Origin of the sequence: Pseudomonas sp. FP1762, assembly GCF_030687105.1 — a bacterium.
GTDB classification, from domain to species: Bacteria; Pseudomonadota; Gammaproteobacteria; order Pseudomonadales; family Pseudomonadaceae; genus Aquipseudomonas; species Aquipseudomonas siliginis.
Window position 1 is genome coordinate 605,848 of record NZ_CP117458.1, and the last position, 21,107, is coordinate 626,954.

At 60.3% G+C, this 21,107-nt stretch carries 11 protein-coding genes; 9 read left to right on the top strand and 2 right to left on the bottom strand.

Annotated elements, in window-relative coordinates; genetic code table 11:
- Window positions 1–116: 116 nt before the first annotated feature.
- The 7 genes from rnr to dnaB all read left to right on the top strand — a co-directional run bounded on the left by rnr (window position 117) and on the right by dnaB (window position 7,409).
- Window positions 117–2,747 (top strand): ribonuclease R, encoded by a 2,631-nt coding sequence (rnr, locus tag PSH90_RS02590; RefSeq protein WP_024011371.1) that lies wholly within the window; start codon window positions 117–119, stop codon window positions 2,745–2,747.
- Window positions 2,744–3,508, top strand: a complete 765-nt coding sequence (rlmB, locus tag PSH90_RS02595) for a 23S rRNA (guanosine(2251)-2'-O)-methyltransferase RlmB (protein WP_024011372.1) — start codon at window positions 2,744–2,746, stop codon at window positions 3,506–3,508. The genes rnr and rlmB overlap by 4 nt, the downstream gene beginning before the upstream one ends.
- A 306-nt stretch (window positions 3,509–3,814) precedes the next feature.
- A complete protein-coding gene (gene rpsF, locus PSH90_RS02600; protein WP_016771938.1) occupies window positions 3,815–4,237 on the top strand; it encodes a 30S ribosomal protein S6 in 423 nt (140 codons plus the stop codon).
- A gap of 29 nt (window positions 4,238–4,266) precedes the next feature.
- Window positions 4,267–4,497, top strand: coding sequence for a 30S ribosomal protein S18 (gene rpsR, locus PSH90_RS02605; RefSeq protein WP_002551829.1), 231 nt, complete (start codon window positions 4,267–4,269; stop codon window positions 4,495–4,497).
- A gap of 36 nt (window positions 4,498–4,533) precedes the next feature.
- Window positions 4,534–5,427 carry a hypothetical protein gene (locus PSH90_RS02610; protein WP_252868708.1) on the top strand — a complete coding sequence of 298 codons (894 nt, stop codon included), beginning with the start codon at window positions 4,534–4,536 and terminating at the stop codon, window positions 5,425–5,427.
- Window positions 5,428–5,445: 18 nt separating this feature from the next.
- Window positions 5,446–5,892, top strand: a complete 447-nt coding sequence (rplI, locus tag PSH90_RS02615) for a 50S ribosomal protein L9 (protein WP_003221136.1) — start codon at window positions 5,446–5,448, stop codon at window positions 5,890–5,892.
- A gap of 119 nt (window positions 5,893–6,011) precedes the next feature.
- Complete coding sequence (dnaB, locus tag PSH90_RS02620; RefSeq protein WP_016771936.1) at window positions 6,012–7,409, top strand: replicative DNA helicase; 1,398 nt, start codon at window positions 6,012–6,014, stop codon at window positions 7,407–7,409.
- 39 nt (window positions 7,410–7,448) lie between these two features.
- Here the strand turns inward: dnaB and PSH90_RS02625 are convergent, their stop codons facing one another.
- Window positions 7,449–12,089, bottom strand: a complete 4,641-nt coding sequence (locus tag PSH90_RS02625) for an NEL-type E3 ubiquitin ligase domain-containing protein (RefSeq protein WP_305382093.1) — start codon at window positions 12,087–12,089, stop codon at window positions 7,449–7,451.
- 3 nt (window positions 12,090–12,092) lie between these two features.
- Window positions 12,093–14,798, bottom strand: coding sequence for a hypothetical protein (locus PSH90_RS02630; protein WP_305382094.1), 2,706 nt, complete (start codon window positions 14,796–14,798; stop codon window positions 12,093–12,095).
- Window positions 14,799–15,027: 229 nt separating this feature from the next.
- Between PSH90_RS02630 and PSH90_RS02635 the strand changes: the two genes are divergently transcribed.
- Together PSH90_RS02635 and PSH90_RS02640 are read left to right on the top strand one after the other, a co-directional pair.
- Window positions 15,028–17,331: a YgiQ family radical SAM protein gene (locus PSH90_RS02635; RefSeq protein ID WP_016771932.1), complete on the top strand. Its 2,304-nt coding sequence runs from the start codon at window positions 15,028–15,030 to the stop codon at window positions 17,329–17,331.
- 456 nt (window positions 17,332–17,787) lie between these two features.
- On the top strand, window positions 17,788–21,063 hold the full coding sequence (locus tag PSH90_RS02640) for a DUF2126 domain-containing protein (RefSeq protein ID WP_305382095.1): 3,276 nt from the start codon (window positions 17,788–17,790) through the stop codon (window positions 21,061–21,063).
- The last annotated feature ends 44 nt before the right edge of the window (window positions 21,064–21,107 follow it).

Below are 21,107 nucleotides of genomic sequence, written 5' to 3' on the forward strand. Positions count from 1 at the left end.
AAACCCTATCAGAGCGTCGATACAGGGCCATGCAAAGCCTTATAGAAGCGGAAATTTCCCGTTTCCCGGCGCCTATGCCAAACTAACCCGCATATAGACAAGGTGAAAACTCTCTAATGGCCGATTGGCAGTCCCTCGATCCCGAGGCCGCTCGTGAAGCGGAAAAATACGAAAACCCTATTCCCAGCCGCGAACTGATCCTGGCGCACCTCGCCGATCGGGGTTCGCCTGCTGCCCGCGAGCAACTGGTCGAAGAGTTTGGTCTGACCACCGAAGACCAGATCGAGGCCCTGCGCCGCCGCTTGCGCGCCATGGAGCGCGACGCTCAACTGATCTACACCCGCCGTGGCACTTACGCGCCGGTGGACAAGCTCGACCTGATCCTCGGCCGCATCAGCGGTCACCGTGACGGTTTCGGCTTCCTGGTGCCGGACGACGGCAGCGACGACCTGTTCATGAGCCCGGCGCAAATGCGTCTGGTGTTCGACGGTGACCGCGCGCTGGCCCGGGTTTCCGGGCTCGATCGTCGTGGTCGCCGTGAAGGCGTGATCGTCGAAGTGGTGTCCCGCGCTCACGAAACCATCGTTGGTCGCTACTTCGAAGAAGGCGGCATCGGTTTTGTCGTTGCCGACAATCCGAAGATTCAGCAGGAAGTGCTGGTCACCCCGGGCCGCAACGCCAATGCGCAGATCGGTCAATTCGTCGAGGTGAAAATCACCCACTGGCCAACGCCGCGTTTCCAGCCGCAAGGCGATGTGGTCGAAGTGGTCGGCAACTATATGGCGCCGGGCATGGAAATCGACGTTGCTCTGCGCACGTACGATATTCCGCACGTCTGGCCTGAGGCGGTTGTGAAAGAAGCCGCCAAGCTCAAGCCGGAAGTCGAAGAAAAAGACAAAGAAAAGCGCATCGACCTGCGTCATCTGCCGTTCGTCACCATCGACGGCGAAGACGCCCGCGACTTCGACGATGCGGTCTACTGCGAAGCCAAACCGGGCAAGCTGCGTCTGTTCTCCGGTGGCTGGAAGTTGTACGTGGCGATTGCCGACGTTTCCAGTTACGTGAAGATTGGCTCGGCGCTGGACAACGAAGCTCAGGTTCGCGGCAACTCGGTGTACTTCCCCGAGCGCGTGATCCCGATGCTGCCCGAGCAACTGTCCAACGGCCTGTGCTCGCTGAACCCGCAAGTCGATCGTCTGGCCATGGTTTGCGAGATGACCATCTCCAAGTCCGGCGAAATGACCGACTACTGCTTCTATGAGGCGGTGATCCATTCCCACGCCCGTCTGACCTACAACAAGGTCAGCGCGATGCTGGAAACGCCGAAGGCTACCGAAGCGCGCAAATTGCGCGGCGAGTACACCGACGTCGTCCCGCACCTCAAGCAGCTCTACGCGTTGTACAAGGTATTGCTCGCCGCCCGTCATGTGCGTGGCGCGATCGATTTCGAAACCCAGGAAACACGGATCATCTTCGGCTCCGAGCGCAAGATCGCGGAAATCCGTCCGACCGTGCGCAACGATGCGCACAAGCTGATCGAGGAGTGCATGCTGGCCGCCAACGTGGCCACTGCCGAATTCCTCAAGAAGCACGAAATCCCTGCGCTGTATCGCGTTCACGCCGGTCCGCCGCCAGAGCGTCTGGAAAAGCTGCGCGCGTTCCTTGGTGAGCTCGGCCTGTCCCTGCACAAGGGCAAGGACGGTCCGTCGCCGAAGGATTATCAGGCTTTGCTCGCGAGCATCAAGGATCGTCCGGATTTCCACCTGATCCAGACTGTGATGCTGCGTTCGTTGAGTCAGGCGGTGTACAGCGCTGAAAACGACGGCCACTTCGGCCTGAATTACGAAGCCTATACCCACTTCACTTCGCCGATCCGTCGTTACCCGGACCTGCTCACGCACCGCGCGATTCGCAGCGTGATCCATTCGAAACAGGACACCCCGCACGTTCGTCGTGCCGGTGCGATGACCATTCCGAAAGCGCGCATCTATCCGTACGACGAAGCGGCGCTGGAGCAGCTTGGCGAGCAGTGCTCGATGAGCGAGCGCCGTGCCGACGAGGCGACCCGTGACGTGGTGAACTGGCTCAAGTGCGAGTTCATGAAGGATCGCGTGGGCGAATCGTTCCCGGGCGTAATCACCGCTGTTACCGGTTTTGGTCTGTTCGTCGAGCTGACCGATATCTACGTCGAAGGCCTGGTGCATGTCACCGCGCTGCCGGGCGATTACTACCACTTCGATCCTGTGCATCACCGCTTGGCGGGCGAGCGCACCGGTCGCAGTTTCCGTCTTGGCGACACCGTTGAAGTACGCGTCATGCGCGTCGACCTTGATGAGCGCAAGATTGACTTCGAGATGGCCGAGAAAACCATCAGCGCGCCGATCGGTCGCAAGAAACGTGGCGCCGAAACCGCTGCGCCTGCTGCCAAGGCTGCGGAAGAAAAGGCTCCAGCGAAAACCGCCAGCCGTCGTCCGGCCAAGGAAAAGGTTGCCGAAGCCTATCGTCCGAGCGATGCCGTGGCGAAAAACGCCGAGCTGCGCAAAAGCCGTGAATTGAAGAAGGCCTTGCTGGCCGATGCGAAAAACGGTGGTAAAGCGGCGTCCGGGGGAAAGACCGGACGGTCGGCGCCTGACAGGGCGACCGACGGCAAGCCAGCCAAACCGAGCAAACACCGTAAGGGCCCGCCAAAAGCGGGTTCCGCTCCAGCCAAAAGTGGCGGGGCGCGTAAACCGAAGGCGAAGTCATGAGTCAGTTGGAAAAAATCTACGGCGTTCACGCGGTAGAAGCGTTGCTGCGTCACCACCCCAAGCGCGTCAAGCAGATCTGGCTGGCGGAAAGCCGCAATGATCCGCGCGTGCAGACGCTGGTCGAGCTGGCCAATGAAAACCGTGTTCAGGTCGGCCAGGCCGAGCGTCGCGAAATGGACGCCTGGGTTGAAGGCGTGCATCAGGGTGTTGTCGCTGAAGTCAGCCCGAGTCAGGTCTGGGGCGAGGCGATGCTCGACGAGTTGCTCGATCGCACCGAAGGCGCGCCGCTGTTGCTGGTGCTCGACGGCGTGACCGATCCGCACAACCTCGGCGCCTGCCTGCGTTCGGCCGATGCGGCCGGTGCGCTGGCGGTGATCGTGCCGAAAGACAAGTCGGCCACGCTGACCCCGGTGGTGCGTAAAGTTGCCTGCGGCGCGGCGGAAGTGATCCCGCTGGTGGCCGTGACCAACCTGGCGCGCACGTTGGAAAAACTTCAGCAGCGCGGTTTGTGGGTAGTCGGCACCGCTGGTGAAGCCGAGGTCAGCATCTATGACCAGGACCTGACCGGCCCGACCATTCTGATCATGGGCGCCGAAGGCAAAGGCATGCGTCGCCTGACCCGCGAGCACTGCGACTATCTGGTGAACCTGCCGATGGCCGGCAGCGTCAGCAGCCTCAACGTCTCGGTCGCCACCGGCGTGTGCCTGTTCGAGGCCCAGCGCCAGCGCGGTGCGAAGGCCAAGGCTGCCGCGAAGAAATAAGCTTAACGCAATCAACTGTGGGAGCGAGCCTGCTCGCGAAGAGGGAGTGTCAGTCGACGTCATTGTTGCCTGGCAGGCCGCATTCGCGAGCAGGCTCGCTCCCACATTCGTTTACGGTGTCTGGAAGATCGGTGGTTGTTCAAATATTCACCAATTGCCTTGCGCGCCCGCAGTCCCTTCTCTACAATTGCGCCCCTTGCTGTGACGGCAGGCACGCATGTGCCCCGCGCCAGCAAGTCCATAAGTGTCATTCACTCCTTGTCTGACCGTTTTTGAGCGGCAGGCTACAACCCGTAAGGAGCATTCATGCGTCATTACGAAATCATCTTTCTGGTCCACCCGGATCAGAGCGAGCAAGTCGGCGGCATGGTTGAGCGTTACACCAAGCTGATCGAAGAAGACGGCGGCAAAATCCACCGTCTGGAAGACTGGGGCCGTCGTCAACTGGCCTACGCAATCAACAATGTTCACAAGGCTCACTACGTGATGCTGAACGTTGAGTGCACTGGCAAGGCCCTGGCCGAGCTGGAAGACAACTTCCGCTACAACGATGCAGTGATCCGTAACCTGGTCATCCGTCGCGACGAAGCCGTTACCGGCCAGTCCGAGATGCTCAAGGCTGAAGAAAACCGCAGTGAGCGCCGTGAGCGTCGCGACCGTCCTGAGCACGAAGGCGCCGAAGGCACCGACAGTGATGACAGCGACAACAGCGATAACGCTGACGAGTAATCCACGGACCTTATTAAGGAGCCTATCAAATGGCACGTTTCTTCCGTCGTCGTAAATTCTGCCGCTTCACCGCTGAAGACGTGAAAGAGATCGACTACAAAGATCTCAACACTCTGAAAGCTTACGTATCCGAGACCGGCAAAATCGTTCCAAGCCGCATCACCGGTACCAAAGCTCGTTATCAGCGTCAGCTGGCCACCGCTATCAAGCGCGCCCGCTTCCTGGCCCTGCTGGCCTACACCGACAGCCACGGCCGCTGAGACCGGGCAGTCGACAAGTAGCAAAGGATTGAATGCATGCGCGCCTTAGCTGAGTTCATCATGCGAGGCCGAATGCAGGCCACTCTCGTGGTGGCCGGATGTGCAACATTGCCGTTGTTGTATTGGTTGGGTGCTGCCGCCGGGAGCCTTGTGCTGCTGCGGCGCGGATTGGCGGACGCCCTTGGCGTTCTGTCGCTGGGACTGCTGCCGGCCTTGATCTGGTGGCTGTATGCCGACGACCCACGGGCACTTCTGGTGCTGCTGGGGTCTTCGGGGCTTGCGTTGGTTTTGCGCGCAAGCGAATCCTGGGTCCGCACGCTGCTGGTCAGCGTAGTGATCGGCGTGGTGTTTTCAGTGGTGCTCGGGGTCGCGTTTGCGGCTCAGATCGAGATGCTTGCACAGGCCCTTATAAAGGTCATGCCGGCACTTCTCGGTGAGACCTACAAGCAATTGTCGGTCGATGAGCAAGCGCGTTTCGCGTCCCTGATTGCACCGGTCCTGACCGGACTGATTGCGGCCTTGTTGCAGATCGTCAGCGTGCTGAGCCTGATTGTCGGGCGGCATTGGCAGGCGTTGTTGTACAACCCGGGTGGTTTCGGTCGCGAGTTTCGCGCCATCCGCATCCCGCTGGGGCCGGCGATGTTACTGCTGGCGTTGATGCTTCTGGGCCCGAATCTCGGCGCACAGATGGCCATGTTGACGCCGTTGTGCAGTGTACCGCTGGTGTTCGCCGGGCTGGCCCTGATTCACGGGCTGGTCGGGCAGAAGCGACTGGCCGGTTTCTGGCTGGTGGGGTTGTACGTCACGCTGCTGTTGTTCATGCAGCTGATCTATCCGTTGCTCGTGGTTCTGGCCATTGTCGACAGCCTGATTGATTTTCGCGGTCGTCACGTGTCGAAAGACACCGACAGCGCGAACGGTGAAGGTTAAAAGTTAGAGGATTTTCACATGCAACTGATCCTTCTGGAAAAAATCGCCAACCTGGGCAACCTGGGCGACAAAGTAAACGTTAAGGCCGGTTACGGCCGTAACTACCTGCTGCCTTTCGGCAAGGCTACCGCTGCGACCGCTGCCAACCTGGCTGCGTTCGAAGAGCGTCGCGCCGAGCTGGAAAAAGCCGCCGCAGACCGTAAGGCATCGGCTGAAAGCCGTGCTGCCCAACTGGCCGAGCTGGAAGTGACCATCACTGCCACCGCTGGCGACGAAGGCAAGCTGTTCGGTTCGATCGGTACTCACGACATCGCTGACGCACTGACCGCCTCCGGCGTTGAAGTGCAGAAGAGCGAAGTTCGTCTGCCGAACGGCACCATCCGCAACGTGGGTGAATTCGACGTGGCCGTGCACCTGCACGCCGAAGTTGAAGCCACCGTACGCGTTGTCGTGGTAGCAGCTTAAGCAACACGGATCGGCTGGCGGCTTGTCCGTCAGACGGTTAACATCGGGCACGATCCTGTTTACAGGTCGTGCCCTTTGTCTTTCTGAATTCCCTGCTTTTCACTAATACTCAAGTGGCCATGAACGATATCTCCGCTCCCGAGCAATACGATCTGCAAACCGCTGCCCTGAAGGTGCCGCCGCATTCCATCGAGGCCGAACAGGCCGTACTCGGTGGTCTGATGCTGGACAACAACGCTTGGGAACGCGTGCTCGATCAAGTCTCCGATGGCGATTTCTATCGACATGACCACCGTCTGATCTTCCGAGCGATCGCCAAACTGGCTGATCAGAACTCGCCGATCGACGTCGTGACCCTTGCCGAACAGCTGGACAAGGAAGGTCAGACTTCGCAAGTCGGCGGCCTCGGCTATCTGGGCGAACTGGCGAAAAACACCCCGTCCGTCGCCAACATCAAGGCCTATGCGCAGATCGTCCGCCAGCGTGCGACGTTGCGCCAACTGATCGGCATCAGTACCGAGATTGCCGACAGCGCCTTCAACCCCGAAGGCCGCACCGCCGAAGAGATCCTCGATGAAGCCGAACGGCAGATCTTCCAGATCGCCGAAGCGCGGCCGAAGACCGGCGGCCCGGTCGGCGTCAATGAGTTGCTGACCAAGGCTATCGACCGGATCGATACCCTGTTCAACACCGCCGACGCCATCACCGGTCTGTCTACGGGTTACACCGACCTCGATGAAAAGACCAGCGGCTTGCAGCCGTCCGACCTGATTATCGTCGCCGGCCGTCCGTCGATGGGTAAAACCACCTTCGCGATGAACCTGGTGGAAAACGCCGTGTTGCGCAGCGAAAAGGCTGTCCTGGTTTACTCCCTCGAGATGCCAGGCGAATCGCTGATCATGCGTATGCTGTCTTCGCTCGGCCGAATCGACCAGACCAAGGTGCGTTCCGGCCAGCTCGAAGATGACGACTGGCCGCGCCTGACGTCAGCGGTGAACCTGCTCAACGATCGCAAACTGTTCATCGATGACACCGCCGGTATCAGCCCTTCGGAAATGCGCGCGCGGACCCGGCGTCTGGTGCGTGAGCACGGCGATGTCGGCTTGATCATGATCGACTACCTGCAACTGATGCAGATCCCCGGTTCCAGCGGTGACAACCGCACCAACGAAATTTCCGAGATTTCGCGATCGCTGAAAGCGCTGGCCAAGGAATTCAACTGCCCGGTAGTCGCCCTGTCGCAGCTCAACCGCTCCCTCGAACAACGCCCCAACAAACGCCCGGTCAACTCCGACTTGCGCGAATCCGGAGCGATCGAGCAGGACGCCGACGTGATCATGTTCGTTTATCGCGACGAGGTGTATCACCCGGAAACCGAGCACAAGGGCATTGCCGAAATCATCATCGGCAAACAGCGTAACGGCCCGATCGGGTTTATTCGGCTGGCGTTCATCGGCAAGTACACGCGCTTCGAAAACCTCGCGCCGGGCAGTTACAACTTCGACGACGACGAGTAACAGCAGACCGGATCATCCGGCCTGCTGTCGTGGTCGGTTTCAATCGGCCGAAGCTGCCGTCTCGCTGCTTGCAGTTGTTTCGACTCCGTCACCGGGGCGAATTTCCTCGCGGGTCAGTGCCTGGATCAGCGTCGCTTCGCTGATGGCCAGCTGTGCTGTGACGTCATTGGTTTGCGCCTGATATTCGGTTTCGGTCAGGGCATTTGTCGCGGACTGCGCGTCCAGTGCGGCCTGTTTCTGTTGATAGGGCTGACGTGCGGCGTCGAACCGGGATGAGTATTTGTGCGTGATGAAGTCCTGCCAGAAATCCATCGATACCAGAGCCTGAAACTCATCGGGGGAGTCGTTCAAGGCGATGACCTTTCGGTAGGCCACTTCCAGCATCGGCGATGTGACGCCGGCCATGCCGATAAAGGACAGTGTCTGCGGCTGAAACGGTAACTGCAGCCGATCCTTGAGCCCAAAGCGGTAGGCCATCGTCATCTCGTGCGGGTCGCGCAAGCGCAGCTGATGGATATTGCGCTCCCTCGCTGAAGTTTGCGGATCGTCGACGATTGCCCTGCTCGCAGCGATTTCGGCTGCGGCCAGATCATCGACCTGTCTGAGTCTGAACAGGCTTCTGGACAGGTCCACCAATCGAGCACCATCGCCGTCTTGCCTCGCCTGCATTCGCGCCTTGTGCGTCATGGTCAGTACTTGCATGTCTGTAAACGTGGCAGCGGCAAGGTCAGTGCAGCCAGCCTCGCAGGCGCGATCAAAAACGTCTCTGCGCAGAGCACGTGTCTGCACGCTGTTCTCGCTGATCGCATCGACCACGTCCCAGATCTGTCGGCGGAAATCGGCATGGTGGGCGAGTTTGGAAATGATGTTGAAAAAGCCATCTGAGCCCACCTGTGCTTTGAGCCTGTTCAATTGCTCGGCGCGAATCATCGCCTCGTCTGCCGTCATGCCGACGGTCAACTGCGGATAGACCGAAACAGAGTTCGTTGCCACTGCTTGCGGGTGGGCTGCCGAAAGAGAAGTCGTCAGCAGGTTCAATGGATTGTAGAGCGATGCTGCGGAGCGGTTCAGCCATTCACCGTAGCCGGCCAGGCGTTCTCGTGTGTATGCGCTCAGGGGATTACCGCTTATCTGAGTGCCACTGTTGACCTGAATCGAATGCGTCAGGCGATCCGCTGCCGGTGCGACGACAAAGTCGGGCAGACTCGTGATCCGGTTGTCGTTCAGATGGACCTTGCCCAGCAGGGGCTGATCGAACAGTCCGGTTGGCCAGCTTTCGATGCCCGTATTGGACATGTCGACCTCGCGCATGTCAGTGATCGCACTGAAATCCGGGCTCACGCTCAAGTGCGGGTTGTCGTGAATCCACAAGGCCCTCAGAGTGGTTCTCCCGGCCAGTATCTGCGCGGTCTCGGCGGTGAGTTCCAGTTGATTACCCTGCAGGAACAACCGCGTCATCCCGTGCATCTCGCCGATCGCCGGAGGGAGATCCCTGAGTCGATTGTTCGCCATGTTCAGCCAGCGCAAATGCCGGAAGCGGGTCAGGAAACCTTCCGGGGATTCGGTGAGATTCATGTTGTTGAGTTTGAGTGAGCCGACATGGCTGAAGTCGCTGCTCAGATCCGGCAGGGTTGGCAGTGTCAAACCGCTCAAATCCAGTTCAAGACCTATCGGCGTGCCGTCGAAGGCGTGTTGCTCGGGCGTTTCACGTCGCCAGCAACTGATGATCCGGTCACGTGCCTCGATGCGCTCATTGCGGGTTTGAGTGTTGGCGTGCAATTGATTGACGCGGATATAGCGCAGACGATTGCTGCCTCCGGAAAAAACCCAGTCATCCAACTGGTTTTTCAGCACGGCGAAATCCTGCTCGAGCGCCAACAGCCTGGTCGCGACAGTGCCCTTGTCTTGGCTCCAGATAAAATCCCGGCAGGCCTTGATGCTTTTGCCCGGAAACAGTCTTCGGTAGCGTTGCGCTCGCGAGTTCTCAGTATCGAATACGGCGGGGTGGGCTGGAGTCATCAACTCGGGATGCAGTTCATTGAGTCTTCGCCAGTAGCCATCGAACTTTCTCCAGTAAGGCGAAGGGAAGTCGTTGCCCTCAATCAGCGTGCGGTTGTTGATCCGCGCGACCACGGCCAATTGATCGGCAGGCGGGTTGATATGCGCGTCGGGGACGATGCGCAGTTTATTGTTGCTGAGGTCGACGCCGGTCAAGGTGGTCTTGTCAGCCAGCCCGAGGGGCCACTCGCTGATTCCGGTGTTCCTCAGCTCCAGTGTCTGCAGTCCGGACATCGCGCTGAAATCGGGCGGTATCTGCAGTGGGTTGTCAGAGAGCTTGACGGTAACCAGCTGATGCAATGCACTCAATGCACCAGCGCTGTGCTCATCGAGTTTTATCTGGTTTTCAGTCAGATTGAGGTGGGCGAGCCGGCTCATCCCGCTGATGGCTGCGGGCAATTTTTTCAGGCCGGAGCGGGTGATCGTCAGAATGTCCAGATCAGGCAACCGCGACAGGAACGTGTCGGCAGTGTCGGACCAGACGACGTTATTGAGGATGAGCATTTTCAACCGACTGAAGTCGGCCGTCAGTGACGGTAGCGGTCCGTTCACTGCTGGCAGCATGAGCGACGTCGATTCCTGGAGCCAGCAGTCCTTGATAGTCCGGGCAATGTATTCTGCCCGAAGCTTTTCCTGGCCGGCGGCGCTGGATGCTGCCGACGTGCTGTCGGCGACGTAAGCCTGCAGCTGTGCGTCGAGCACCTTGAACTCCTCGAAACGCCGGCTGATCGTGGCTTCTGCATCATCCCCCAGACCGATCAGGTATTCCCGGGCAGTTTGCGGGGTTCTCTCTGGATGCATCCGCAGCAGCATGGCGACTTCTGGAATGTCGCCATCAATCCGGAATGCATCCGTGCGTGCGCTGGTAATCAGTGCCGGGTATTGCGCCGTAACCCGCTGCCAATAGACTTCCAGCCGCCGCCAATAACCGCTGGCGAAGGGATTGCCTTCGATCAGGGTGACGCGGTTGATGTTGGCGATGTCGAGCAACTGATCACTCGCCGGATTGATGATCGCCTGCGGAATTTCGCGCAATCGGTTGTTGCGCAGATCGATTGACTCTATCGCTAGCTGATCTCGCAGCCCGGTTGGCCATTCATCCAGCCCGGTGTTGCGCAGACTCACGGTCTTGAGCTGGAGCATGCCGCTGAAGTCCAGGGTCTTGCCCAGCGGGTTGTCCGACAGATCAAGGTTTTCCAGTTGGCTGAGCGAAGCCAGCTCGCCGGCGGTTTGCTCGCTCAGTTCAATGCGGTTCGCTCGCAGGTCCAGTTCCTTCAGGCCGGGCATCTGCGTGAGGTTCGCCGGCGGTGTATCGAGCGCCGAAGCGTTGATTTTCAAGCGCTCAAGGGCTGTGAACCGCTTGAGAAAAGTTTCGGAGCCCGCCGACCATGCCACCGCCTGCAAGTGCAGCGTGCGTACATGGCTGAAATCTGCCGAGAGCGCAGCGATGCCAACGCCGTCAAGATCCAGCTGCAGCGTTGTTCCCGTCTGCCGTTTCCAGCAACGCTTGATCTCTTGCGCGGCGCGCTCCACCGAGGGATGGGCCGCCCCGCCGGCCAGCGTACTGGTCTTCAGCCACGTCGCGAGTTCCAGCTTCAAGGTCTTGTATTCAGTCTCGACGCGGGTCAAGAAGCCTTGTACATCGTCGCTGTGGGGGCTCAGCAGCGTGCGGATCTGCTCGCTGTCCAGAGAGGGATAAAGTTTTCGCAGTCGCGATTGTGGCGTGCGCAGTCGGTTGAACGCGGTGTTGAGCCGTTCCCGCAGCCCCGGTGAAGCCGGTTGGTCGGGACTGCCACGCTGCATTCCGCCGGCTCCGCCGACTACGATGCCTTGCCAGCCCTGACGGGCATCGAACACCACAGGCTCGGATCTGCCAGGGCGCGTAGCGCTGTAGATGTTGTCGATGTCGGCGGCGACAGGATCTTGCGGGCGAACGATGCGCATCACTTCGGCCAGAGGCGTCGATGCATCGGAATCGTACAGGACCTGATAGCCGTGATTATCGATCACTGCATAGAGCTTGCCGTCATGGCGGTGCAGCCCGTCGCTGTCGGGTGAGCTGGTGCTGAAGTCGAGCGGCGTGCGAAACGCCTGCAGACGCGCCCCCGATAAAGCGAAGGTGCTTGGTTGCGAAAATTCCAGCGCATGCCATCGACCACTCTCGGGGTCGTGCAGCATCAGCGGTCCGGAGGGAATCGATTCACTGGCCAGCCTGGCGCGCCAGAGGCCGCTCTGCGCATCCTTGCCCACCTGCACGAAGCCACCATCGGTCATTTCCACGTAATGGCGGCCCTTGAATGTTCTCAGGCCTTCAGCGTCGGCATCGGGCAAGCCGATCGTTGCACTGAGCCGGTAATGCTCAGGCGGGTGGCCCACATGAGCGAAGGCGTCATGCATTGAAGCAATCGCCTGCACTGTGACGTTGGGAGCAGGAACGATTGCATCAGGATCGATACCGTCTGTGGGCCTGTTCGCGCGGATTGACGGGCCGCTCAACGTGGTCGGATCCAGGCCGGGGCGCGGGGTCAGGTTGAGGCGTGGCGGGGGCGTATCCATGGATGTGTCCGGTCGAATATGTGAATGACCGGGAAGCGTCACTTTCGACGGCGGTTTGCTTGGCATGTCTTACATTCCTTGTAGTCGTTGCACGGTAGCTTCTTCAGCGGAAGCTGCCGGCCTGTTCGGCGTCATTGCCTGAGGCTGTGTCATCGGGTGAGCGGAGGCGGCGGCCAGGTCGAAGATTTTCTGCGCTGTGCGTCCATCGAGATATTCGCGCCAGACAGGTTGATGCGGCCGCTGCGCCAGTTCTTCCCTGCGCTGCGATTGAATACCCCTGCTGCTTTGTTCAAGGGTTTTCAAATGCGCGCCGCGCACGTTGAAATTCAAGTCCGGGGAATCCTGTCTCGCATAATGAAAATGTGCGTGCCAGAGGGGATCGTGGGTATGTGCATCGGTGACTAGATAGATGTCGAGATATTGCCGGTCCGAACCCTTGCCACGTTTCAATCGGCTCTCGATTTTCCGGGCGTTCACGTGGCCCTTGTCGATCAGGTACAGCAGTCGGTCGACGTTCAGAACATGCTTGTCCTTATAGATTCGCAGGCGGATGGTTTCGCCCTCATTGCGCAGACGTTCACTGGCGTCCTGTAGGCGCCGAATCAGCGCGGTGGTCTCATCATGGGCCAGTTCCGCCCGCTGCAACTGCAATACGGTGTCATCCATTGCCCCGGCGCTGCTTTCGAGCATCTCGACAATGTTGTCCGGATGGTTTCTTTGCCGTTCTTCGTGGAGGGCAGCGCGGACATGCGCGTCGACACGGTCAAGGTGCCGAGTGGCTTCGGCAACCAATGACGGCAAGCTCCTCTGCGGCGTTGTCCGCGGCGAACGCCATTCACCGCGTCCTCGGTCATAGGTCTGTGACGGCTGCCTGGGATTGTGGAGGTTGCGGACCTCAATCACCTCTTCGTTTTGCGCGGTGCGTCGAGACTCGCCGACATTGAGCTTGTAGACGCCGTTTTTCTTTGCCCGAAAGATGAGCTTGGGCGGCGGTTGGAGACCGCTTCTGTCCTGGGCCGGAATGAACTCGAAATCAATGTTCTGCTGGTCGAACGTCAGCACCGGACGGTCAGCCTGATGGAGAAACTGGTTCAAGCGGCCTACCAGCGTCTGCTCGAATATTTCGATTTCCGCAGTGATCTCCCTGCGTGAAGTGGCGTGCTGCTCCCCCGGTGCCAGATCAAGGCGTTCGAACCAGTGGCGGATGGCTGTGCATTCCTGGAACAGGTTATTCAATACGGCAGGGTGGGAAACCTCGGGAACTGCGCCAAGCGCTCCGTAAACAAAGGTCACCTGACCAAAGCGGGTGGCCAGTTCCGATGCCAGAGGGGCGTTGCCGGCCGATTGTGGGGTATCCAGCATCAGACTTTTGGTCAGGACCCAGGAGGCAACAACGTTATGGGTGTCCATTGGTGAAAGAACATCCGCGCTGAACTCGTCTGGAGAGACCCGCCATTTGTTCACCAGATTGTCGGCGATTTGCTGGCGCTCTTTCAGATGACTCAGCATCCTGCCCAGAACGTTGACTGTTCGCGGCAGCCGCTCCGGGTCGAGGTCGATCATCGGACCCTCCAGGGCGTGGCGCGTCAAGCCGCATTCGATCAGTTGCTGATAGGCGAGCATCTGTTTTTTTTGCAGCCTGATTATGTTGTTCAGGTAAGCGTCCTGCTTCATGAAGCGCTTGATCGAGGATTTTTGCTCCTCGTAGTATTTCAGCGCCTTTCCAAGGTGTTTCAGTTCTTTGTGGCAGTGAACCTCGCGATCAAGCAGCGCCATTGTTTCGCGTCGAACGGTTTGCGCATGCTCTCCCTGCGCGTTACTCGCCTCCAGCCAGGCGTTTATCAGCTGTTCACGTTTATCCTGATCCTGCTTGATCCGCTTGTTGATACCCTCGAGTGCGACTGTCACCTCCAGATGCAGCCATAAGTCTGAGGGTCGCGCCGCTGCGCCTCTCGGCATTCCGGCTACACCTGTCAAGGAGGTTCCGCGCCAGCCGGATTGAGCGTTGAAAGTAATTGCTTCCGACCTGCCGGGACGTGATGCGACGTAAACGTTTGTCGCATCGGCGGCGATCGGATCTTCAGGGCGAACGATGCGCATCACCGCTCTGTGCGGTGTCGAGGCGTCGAGATCATGCAGAACCTGATAGGCGTAGCTCTCGATCTGCACATAGAGTTTGCCGTTGAAGCGCAACAGGCCATCGCCGTCCGGCTCGACCGTGCTGAAATCCAGATCGGTGCGAAACGCCTCCAGCCGGGTCGTGGACAAGGGGTAGGTGGAGGGCGCCGAGGTGTCGATGGGCTGCCAGAGACGGCTGTCGGTATCGAAGCGCAATAGCGGTCCCGACGCGTGCAATTCGCTGGGCAATTTTGCCCGGTAGAAACCGCTGGCCGAGTCCAGACTCACCTGTACGGTGCCACCCTCCGGTACCTGAACATACTGGCGTCCATTGAGCGTCGACATGCCTTCGGCATCGGCCGCCGGCAGCACAACCAGCGAAGTGATCCAGTAATCCTTCAAAGGGCGGTCGTGCACAAAGGCAACAGATTGCGCTACCGCCGCCGTTCTGACCGCCGCCCGCGCAGGCATGGGGATAATGTGGTTGAGCACGTGATCGATCGCTGTTGCGATCGTTGTCGTCGGGCGCGTGGGAATCCTGAGCCCCGACGCGCCATCGAAGGACAGGGGGAAACCAGGCCGGGTTAGCGAATAATCGGGTCGCGGATTATGGATCGAGACGGTAGTGATGCCTCTGATTGGCGGTTTGGGTGACATTGCCTGTCTTCCTTTACGTTGAATGCCCCGTTACTCCCGGGGGAGTGCTGCGGGCGGGCGGCTTCCTTGCCGTTTTGGTGCGTCGTACGCTCAGCGAAAACTCGTGATGTGTCGCGGGCTGGCTGCGCGAGACCAGCTCGCAGAGAAACCGACCACCGTCGTCGGAATTGGTCAAAATTTGTGCTATATTCCGCGCCCGCGATTTTTCACTTCAGCACCGGTCGTCGACATGCAAGCAGCCAAGCCGTTATTTGACTATCCAAAATATTGGGCCGAATGTTTCGGGCCAGCGCCATTCCTGCCGATGAGCAGGGAGGAGATGGATCAGCTCGGCTGGGATTCGTGCGACATCATCATTGTTACCGGTGATGCCTACGTCGATCATCCGTCGTTCGGCATGGCGATCATCGGCCGGCTGCTGGAGTCGCAAGGCTTCCGCGTCGGGATCATCGCGCAGCCGAACTGGCAGTCCAAAGACGACTTCATGAAGCTCGGCGAGCCGAACCTGTTCTTCGGCGTCGCGGCGGGCAACATGGACTCGATGATCAATCGTTACACCGCGGACAAGAAAATCCGTTCCGATGACGCGTATACGCCCGGCGGCATGGCCGGCAAGCGTCCGGATCGCGCCAGTCTGGTTTACAGCCAGCGCTGCAAGGAAGCCTACAAGCATGTGCCGATCGTGCTCGGCGGCATCGAAGCCTCTTTGCGCCGCATCGCCCACTATGACTATTGGCAGGATCGCGTGCGCAACTCGATCCTGATCGACGCCAGCGCTGACATTCTGCTGTACGGCAACGCCGAGCGGGCGATTGTCGAAGTTGCCCAGCGCCTGTCGTGGGGCCACAAGATCGAAGACATCACCGATGTGCGCGGCACCGCGTTCATCCGTCGCGACACGCCGCAGGGCTGGTACGAAGTCGACTCCACGCGCATCGACCGTCCGGGCAAGGTCGACAAGATCATCAACCCGTACGTGAATACCCAGGACACCCAGGCCTGCGCCATCGAGCAGGAAAAAGGCCCGGTCGAAGATCCGCAGGAAGCCAAGGTCGTGCAGATCCTGGCCAGCCCGCGCATGACCCGTGACAAGACCGTGATTCGTCTGCCGTCGATGGAGAAGGTGCGCAACGACCCGGTTCTTTACGCCCACGCCAACCGCGTGTTGCACCTGGAAACCAACCCGGGCAACGCCCGTGCGCTGGTGCAGAAGCATGGCGAGCTCGATGTCTGGTTCAACCCGCCGCCGATTCCGATGACCACCGAAGAAATGGACTACGTGTTCGGCATGCCTTACGCCCGTGTGCCGCACCCGGCGTACGGCAAGGAGAAGATCCCGGCCTACGACATGATCCGTTTCTCGGTGAACATCATGCGTGGCTGCTTTGGTGGCTGCACCTTCTGCTCGATCACCGAGCACGAAGGCCGCATCATCCAGAACCGTTCCGAAGAGTCGATCATTCGCGAAATCGAAGAGATCCGCGACAAGGTGCCGGGTTTCACCGGCGTGATTTCCGACCTCGGCGGCCCGACTGCGAACATGTACCGCATCGCCTGCAAGAGCCCGGAAATCGAATCCGCCTGCCGCAAGCCTTCGTGCGTGTTCCCCGGTATCTGCCCGAACCTGAACACCGACCACTCGTCGCTGATCCAGCTGTATCGCAGCGCCCGCGCCCTGCCGGGTGTGAAGAAGATCCTGATCGCCTCCGGTTTGCGTTACGACCTCGCCGTCGAGTCGCCGGAATACGTCAAGGAGCTGGTGACTCACCATGTCGGCGGTTATCTGAAGATCGCCCCGGAGCACACCGAGGAAGGTCCGCTCAACCAGATGATGAAGCCGGGCATCGGCAGCTATGACAAGTTCAAGCGCATGTTCGAGAAGTACACCAAGGAAGCGGGCAAGGAGCAGTACCTGATTCCGTACTTCATCGCTGCCCACCCGGGCACCACCGACGAAGACATGATGAACCTTGCTCTGTGGCTCAAGGGCAATGGCTTCCGCGCCGATCAGGTGCAGGCGTTCTACCCGTCGCCGATGGCCACCGCCACGGCGATGTACCACTCGGGCAAGAACCCGCTGCGCAAGGTGACGTACAAGAGCGACGGCGTGACCATCGTCAAGAGCGAAGATCAGCGTCGTCTGCACAAGGCGTTCTTGCGTTATCACGACCCGAAAGGCTGGCCGATGCTGCGTGAAGCGCTGATCCGCATGGGCCGCGCCGATCTGATCGGCCCGGGCAAGGATCAACTGATTCCGGCGCATCAGCCGGCCACCGACAGCTACCAGAGCGCCCGTCGCAAGAACTCGACGCCGGCCGGCAGCCACAAGGTCGCCAAAGAGAAGACCACCAAGATTCTCACTCAGCACACCGGTCTGCCGCCGCGTGCCAGTGATGGCGGTAATCCGTGGGACAAGCGTGAACAGGCCAAGGCTGCGGCATTCGCCCGCAACCAGCAGGCGGCCAAGGAGCGCAAGGATGCGGCCAAAGGCAAAGGGCCGAAGCCGACACGCAAGCCGGTCGTGCCGCGCTAAACACTGCTTGAGCTGAACAGAACGCCAACCTTCGGGTTGGCGTTTTGCTGATCGTTCCCACGCTCCGCGTGGGAATGCCTCTCGGGACGCTCCGCGTTCCAGCCGTTACTCGCAGTATTGTCGAACATGGTTGTGACGCGGAGCGTCACGGGCTGCATTCCCACGCAGAGCGTGGGAATGATCAAGTTGTTGCCACTGGCCTCTTCGCGAGCAGGCTCGCTCCCACAGGGGAACGCATTCCAAATGTGGGAGCGAGCCTGCTCGCGAAAGCGTCCGATCAAACACCGCAAGAATCAGCGTCCGCAACATTTGCGTGCAACTGAGTCCAAGCATTTCCTCGCATCGCCCGGTTTTGGTGCTGTACTGCCTTGAGCATTTCGCGAAAGCGCGCAAGCCTGTGCATGGCATAAGTCTTGCGCGCTTTCCCATACGCCCAAGGCTCGCAGGAGGCACGCCGTGTCGATTCATGTCGCATTGCATCACGTCACGCATTATCGCTACGACCGCGCTGTCGAACTCGGCCCGCAGATCGTCCGCCTGCGCCCGGCGCCCCACAGCCGCACGCGAATTCTTTCCTATGCGCTGAAAGTCTCGCCCGAGCAGCATTTCATCAACTGGCAGCAGGACCCCCAGGGCAATTACCTGGCACGTCTGGTGTTCCCCGAAAAAACCGCAGAGCTGCGGATCGAAGTCGATCTGGTCGCGGAAATGGCGGTGTTCAATCCGTTCGACTTCTTCCTCGAACCGTACGCCGAGAGAATTCCGTTCAGCTACGCCGCCGATGAACGCAAGGAGCTGGCGCCGTACCTCGAAACCCTGCCGCTGACGCCAACGTTCAAGGCTTACCTGGACAGCATCGACCGCACGCCGCTGCCTGCGGTGGATTTTCTGGTGGCGCTCAATCAGCGCCTCAGTGAAGACATCGGCTACCTGATCCGCATGGAGCCCGGGGTGCAGACTCCGGAGCACACACTGCAACACGCCTCCGGTTCCTGCCGTGATTCGGCATGGTTGCTGGTGCAGCTGTTGCGCAATCTCGGTCTGGCGGCGCGGTTTGTTTCCGGCTACCTGATTCAACTGACCGCCGACGTGAAAAGCCTCGACGGCCCGTCCGGCACCGACGTCGACTTCACCGACCTGCACGCCTGGTGCGAGGTGTATCTGCCGGGGGCCGGCTGGATCGGCCTCGATGCCACGTCCGGGCTGTTCGCCGGGGAAGGGCATATTCCGTTGGCCTGCAGTCCCGATCCGTCCTCGGCGGCGCCGATCAGTGGTCTGGTCGAACCTTGCGAGACACAGTTCAGCCATGAAATGTCGGTCGAGCGAATCTGGGAAGCGCCGCGCGTCACCAAGCCTTACACCGATGAACAGTGGCGGGCGATCCAGGCACTGGGCCGGCAGATCGATGCCGACCTGCTCGAAGGCGATGTGCGCCTGACCATGGGCGGCGAGCCGACCTTCGTCTCCATCGACGATCCGGACGGCGCCGAATGGAACACCGCCGCGCTGGGGCCGGACAAGCGCCGGCTGTCCGCCGAACTGTTTCAGCGCCTGCGCAAGCAATACGCACCACAGGGGCTGGTGCATTTCGGCCAGGGCAAGTGGTATCCCGGCGAGCAGTTGCCGCGCTGGTCGCTCAATTGTTACTGGCGCCGCGACGGTCAGCCGATCTGGCACAACGACGCATTGATCGCCGACGAACAGCAGGGCTATGGCGCCGACGGCGCACTGGCCGGACGCTTTCTCGCCAGCGTCGCCGAGCGGCTGAAGTTGCCTGCGCGCTTTGTGTTCCCGGCCTACGAGGATCATCTCTACTACCTGTGGCGCGAGGGTGCGTTGCCCGGCAACGTCAGCGCCGAAGATTCGCGTCTGGAAGAGCCATTGGAGCGCGCGCGATTGCGCAAGGTCTTCAGTCAGGGCCTGAACAAGGTGATCGGCCAGGTGCTGCCGCTGGCGCGCACGGCCAAGGGCGATCAATGGCAGAGCGGGCGCTGGTATCTGCGTGACGAGCACTGTCGCCTGGTGCCGGGGGATTCGCCGCTGGGTTACCGCTTGCCGCTGGCCTCGCAGCCGTGGGTGAAAGCGGCGGAATATCCGTTCATCCATCCCAACGATCCGAATCAGGACTTCGCTGAACTGCCGGATCCGGCGCAGCTCGGTGTGCACGGCGAACCTGCTGCGCTGGATGAGCGGGTGCCGAAAATCGATGAGTCCGCTGACTGGCTGACCCGAACCGCATTCTGCGCCGAGGCCCGCGAAGGCCGGCTGTATCTGTTCATGCCGCCGCTGGAGCGGGTCGAGGATTATCTGGAACTGGTCTCGGCCATTGAGGCCACCGCCGAAGAACTGCACTGCCCGGTGCTGCTGGAGGGCTATGAACCACCAAGTGATCCGCGCCTGAGCAACTTCCGTGTCACTCCGGACCCGGGCGTGATCGAGGTCAACGTGCAGCCATCGGCGACCTGGGACGAGTTGGTCGAGCGCACCGAGTTTCTCTATGAACAGGCACGGCAAACCCGCCTGACCACCGAGAAGTTCATGATCGACGGGCGCCACACCGGCACCGGCGGCGGCAACCATTTCGTCCTCGGCGGCGCGACACCGGCGGACTCACCGTTTCTGCGGCGGCCGGATCTGCTGCGCAGCCTGATCAGTTACTGGCACAACCATCCTTCGCTGTCGTACCTGTTTTCCGGGCTGTTCATTGGTCCGACGTCCCAGGCTCCACGGGTTGATGAGGCGCGCAATGACGCCTTGTACGAACTGGAAATCGCCTTTGCGCAAATGCCGGAACCGGGCGAGGAATGTGCACCGTGGCTGGTCGATCGACTGCTGCGCAATTTGCTGATCGACGTCACCGGCAATACCCATCGCGCCGAATTCTGCATCGACAAACTGTATTCACCGGACGGCGCCACCGGGCGTCTTGGCTTGCTGGAACTGCGCGCTTTTGAAATGCCGCCCCATGCTCGCATGAGTCTGGCTCAGCAGTTGTTGCTGCGGGCGCTGGTCGCGCGGTTCTGGCGCGAGCCTTATGCGCCGGCGAAACTGGCGCGCTGGGGCACCGAGCTGCACGACCGCTTTCTGCTGCCGCACTTTATCGAAGAGGATTTCGCCGACGTTATCGTCGAACTCAACAACGCTGGCTACCCGTTGCGCGCCGAGTGGTTCGCGGCGCATCTGGAATTTCGTTTTCCCAAGGTCGGCGACTACGCCGTCAATGGCATCGAGCTGGAGCTGCGTCAGGCGCTTGAACCCTGGCATGTGCTGGGCGAGGAGGGCTCGGCGGGCGGCACGGTGCGCTACGTCGATTCTTCGCTGGAGCGCTTGCAGGTCAAACTCAACGGCTTGCCGCCACAACGTTATCTGCTGACTTGCAATGGCGTCGCGGTACCGTTGCACTCGACTGGGCGGGTGGGTGAGTTTGTCGCTGGGGTGCGCTTTCGGGCCTGGCAACCAGCCAACTGTCTGCATCCGACCATAGCGGTGCACGCGCCGTTGGTATTCGACCTGCTCGATACCTGGATGGGGCGTTCGCTGGGCGGTTGCCAGTATCACGTGGCCCATCCCGGCGGGCGCAATTACGAAACCTTGCCGGTCAACGCCAATGAAGCGGAGAGCCGGCGCATGGCGCGGTTTTTCCGCCTCGGACACACGCCGGGGAAACTTCCCGTACCCAAAGTAGAAATCAATGACGAGCTACCGATGACCATCGATCTGCGCCGTTTCTAGAGCCTACGCAACACGCGGATTTTTCGTATATCCGCGTGTCATGT

What these genes read in the sequence shown, in the direction of transcription:
- rnr (WP_024011371.1), top strand. Translation starts at nt 117, where the DNA reads ATGGCCGATTGGCAGTCCCTCGATCCCGAGGCCGCTCGTGAAGCGGAA.
- rlmB (WP_024011372.1), top strand. Translation starts at nt 2,744, where the DNA reads ATGAGTCAGTTGGAAAAAATCTACGGCGTTCACGCGGTAGAAGCGTTG.
- rpsF (WP_016771938.1), top strand. Translation starts at nt 3,815, where the DNA reads ATGCGTCATTACGAAATCATCTTTCTGGTCCACCCGGATCAGAGCGAG.
- rpsR (WP_002551829.1), top strand. Translation starts at nt 4,267, where the DNA reads ATGGCACGTTTCTTCCGTCGTCGTAAATTCTGCCGCTTCACCGCTGAA.
- PSH90_RS02610 (WP_252868708.1), top strand. Translation starts at nt 4,534, where the DNA reads ATGCGCGCCTTAGCTGAGTTCATCATGCGAGGCCGAATGCAGGCCACT.
- rplI (WP_003221136.1), top strand. Translation starts at nt 5,446, where the DNA reads ATGCAACTGATCCTTCTGGAAAAAATCGCCAACCTGGGCAACCTGGGC.
- dnaB (WP_016771936.1), top strand. Translation starts at nt 6,012, where the DNA reads ATGAACGATATCTCCGCTCCCGAGCAATACGATCTGCAAACCGCTGCC.
- PSH90_RS02625 (WP_305382093.1), bottom strand. Translation starts at nt 12,089, where the DNA reads ATGCCAAGCAAACCGCCGTCGAAAGTGACGCTTCCCGGTCATTCACAT.
- PSH90_RS02630 (WP_305382094.1), bottom strand. Translation starts at nt 14,798, where the DNA reads ATGTCACCCAAACCGCCAATCAGAGGCATCACTACCGTCTCGATCCAT.
- PSH90_RS02635 (WP_016771932.1), top strand. Translation starts at nt 15,028, where the DNA reads ATGCAAGCAGCCAAGCCGTTATTTGACTATCCAAAATATTGGGCCGAA.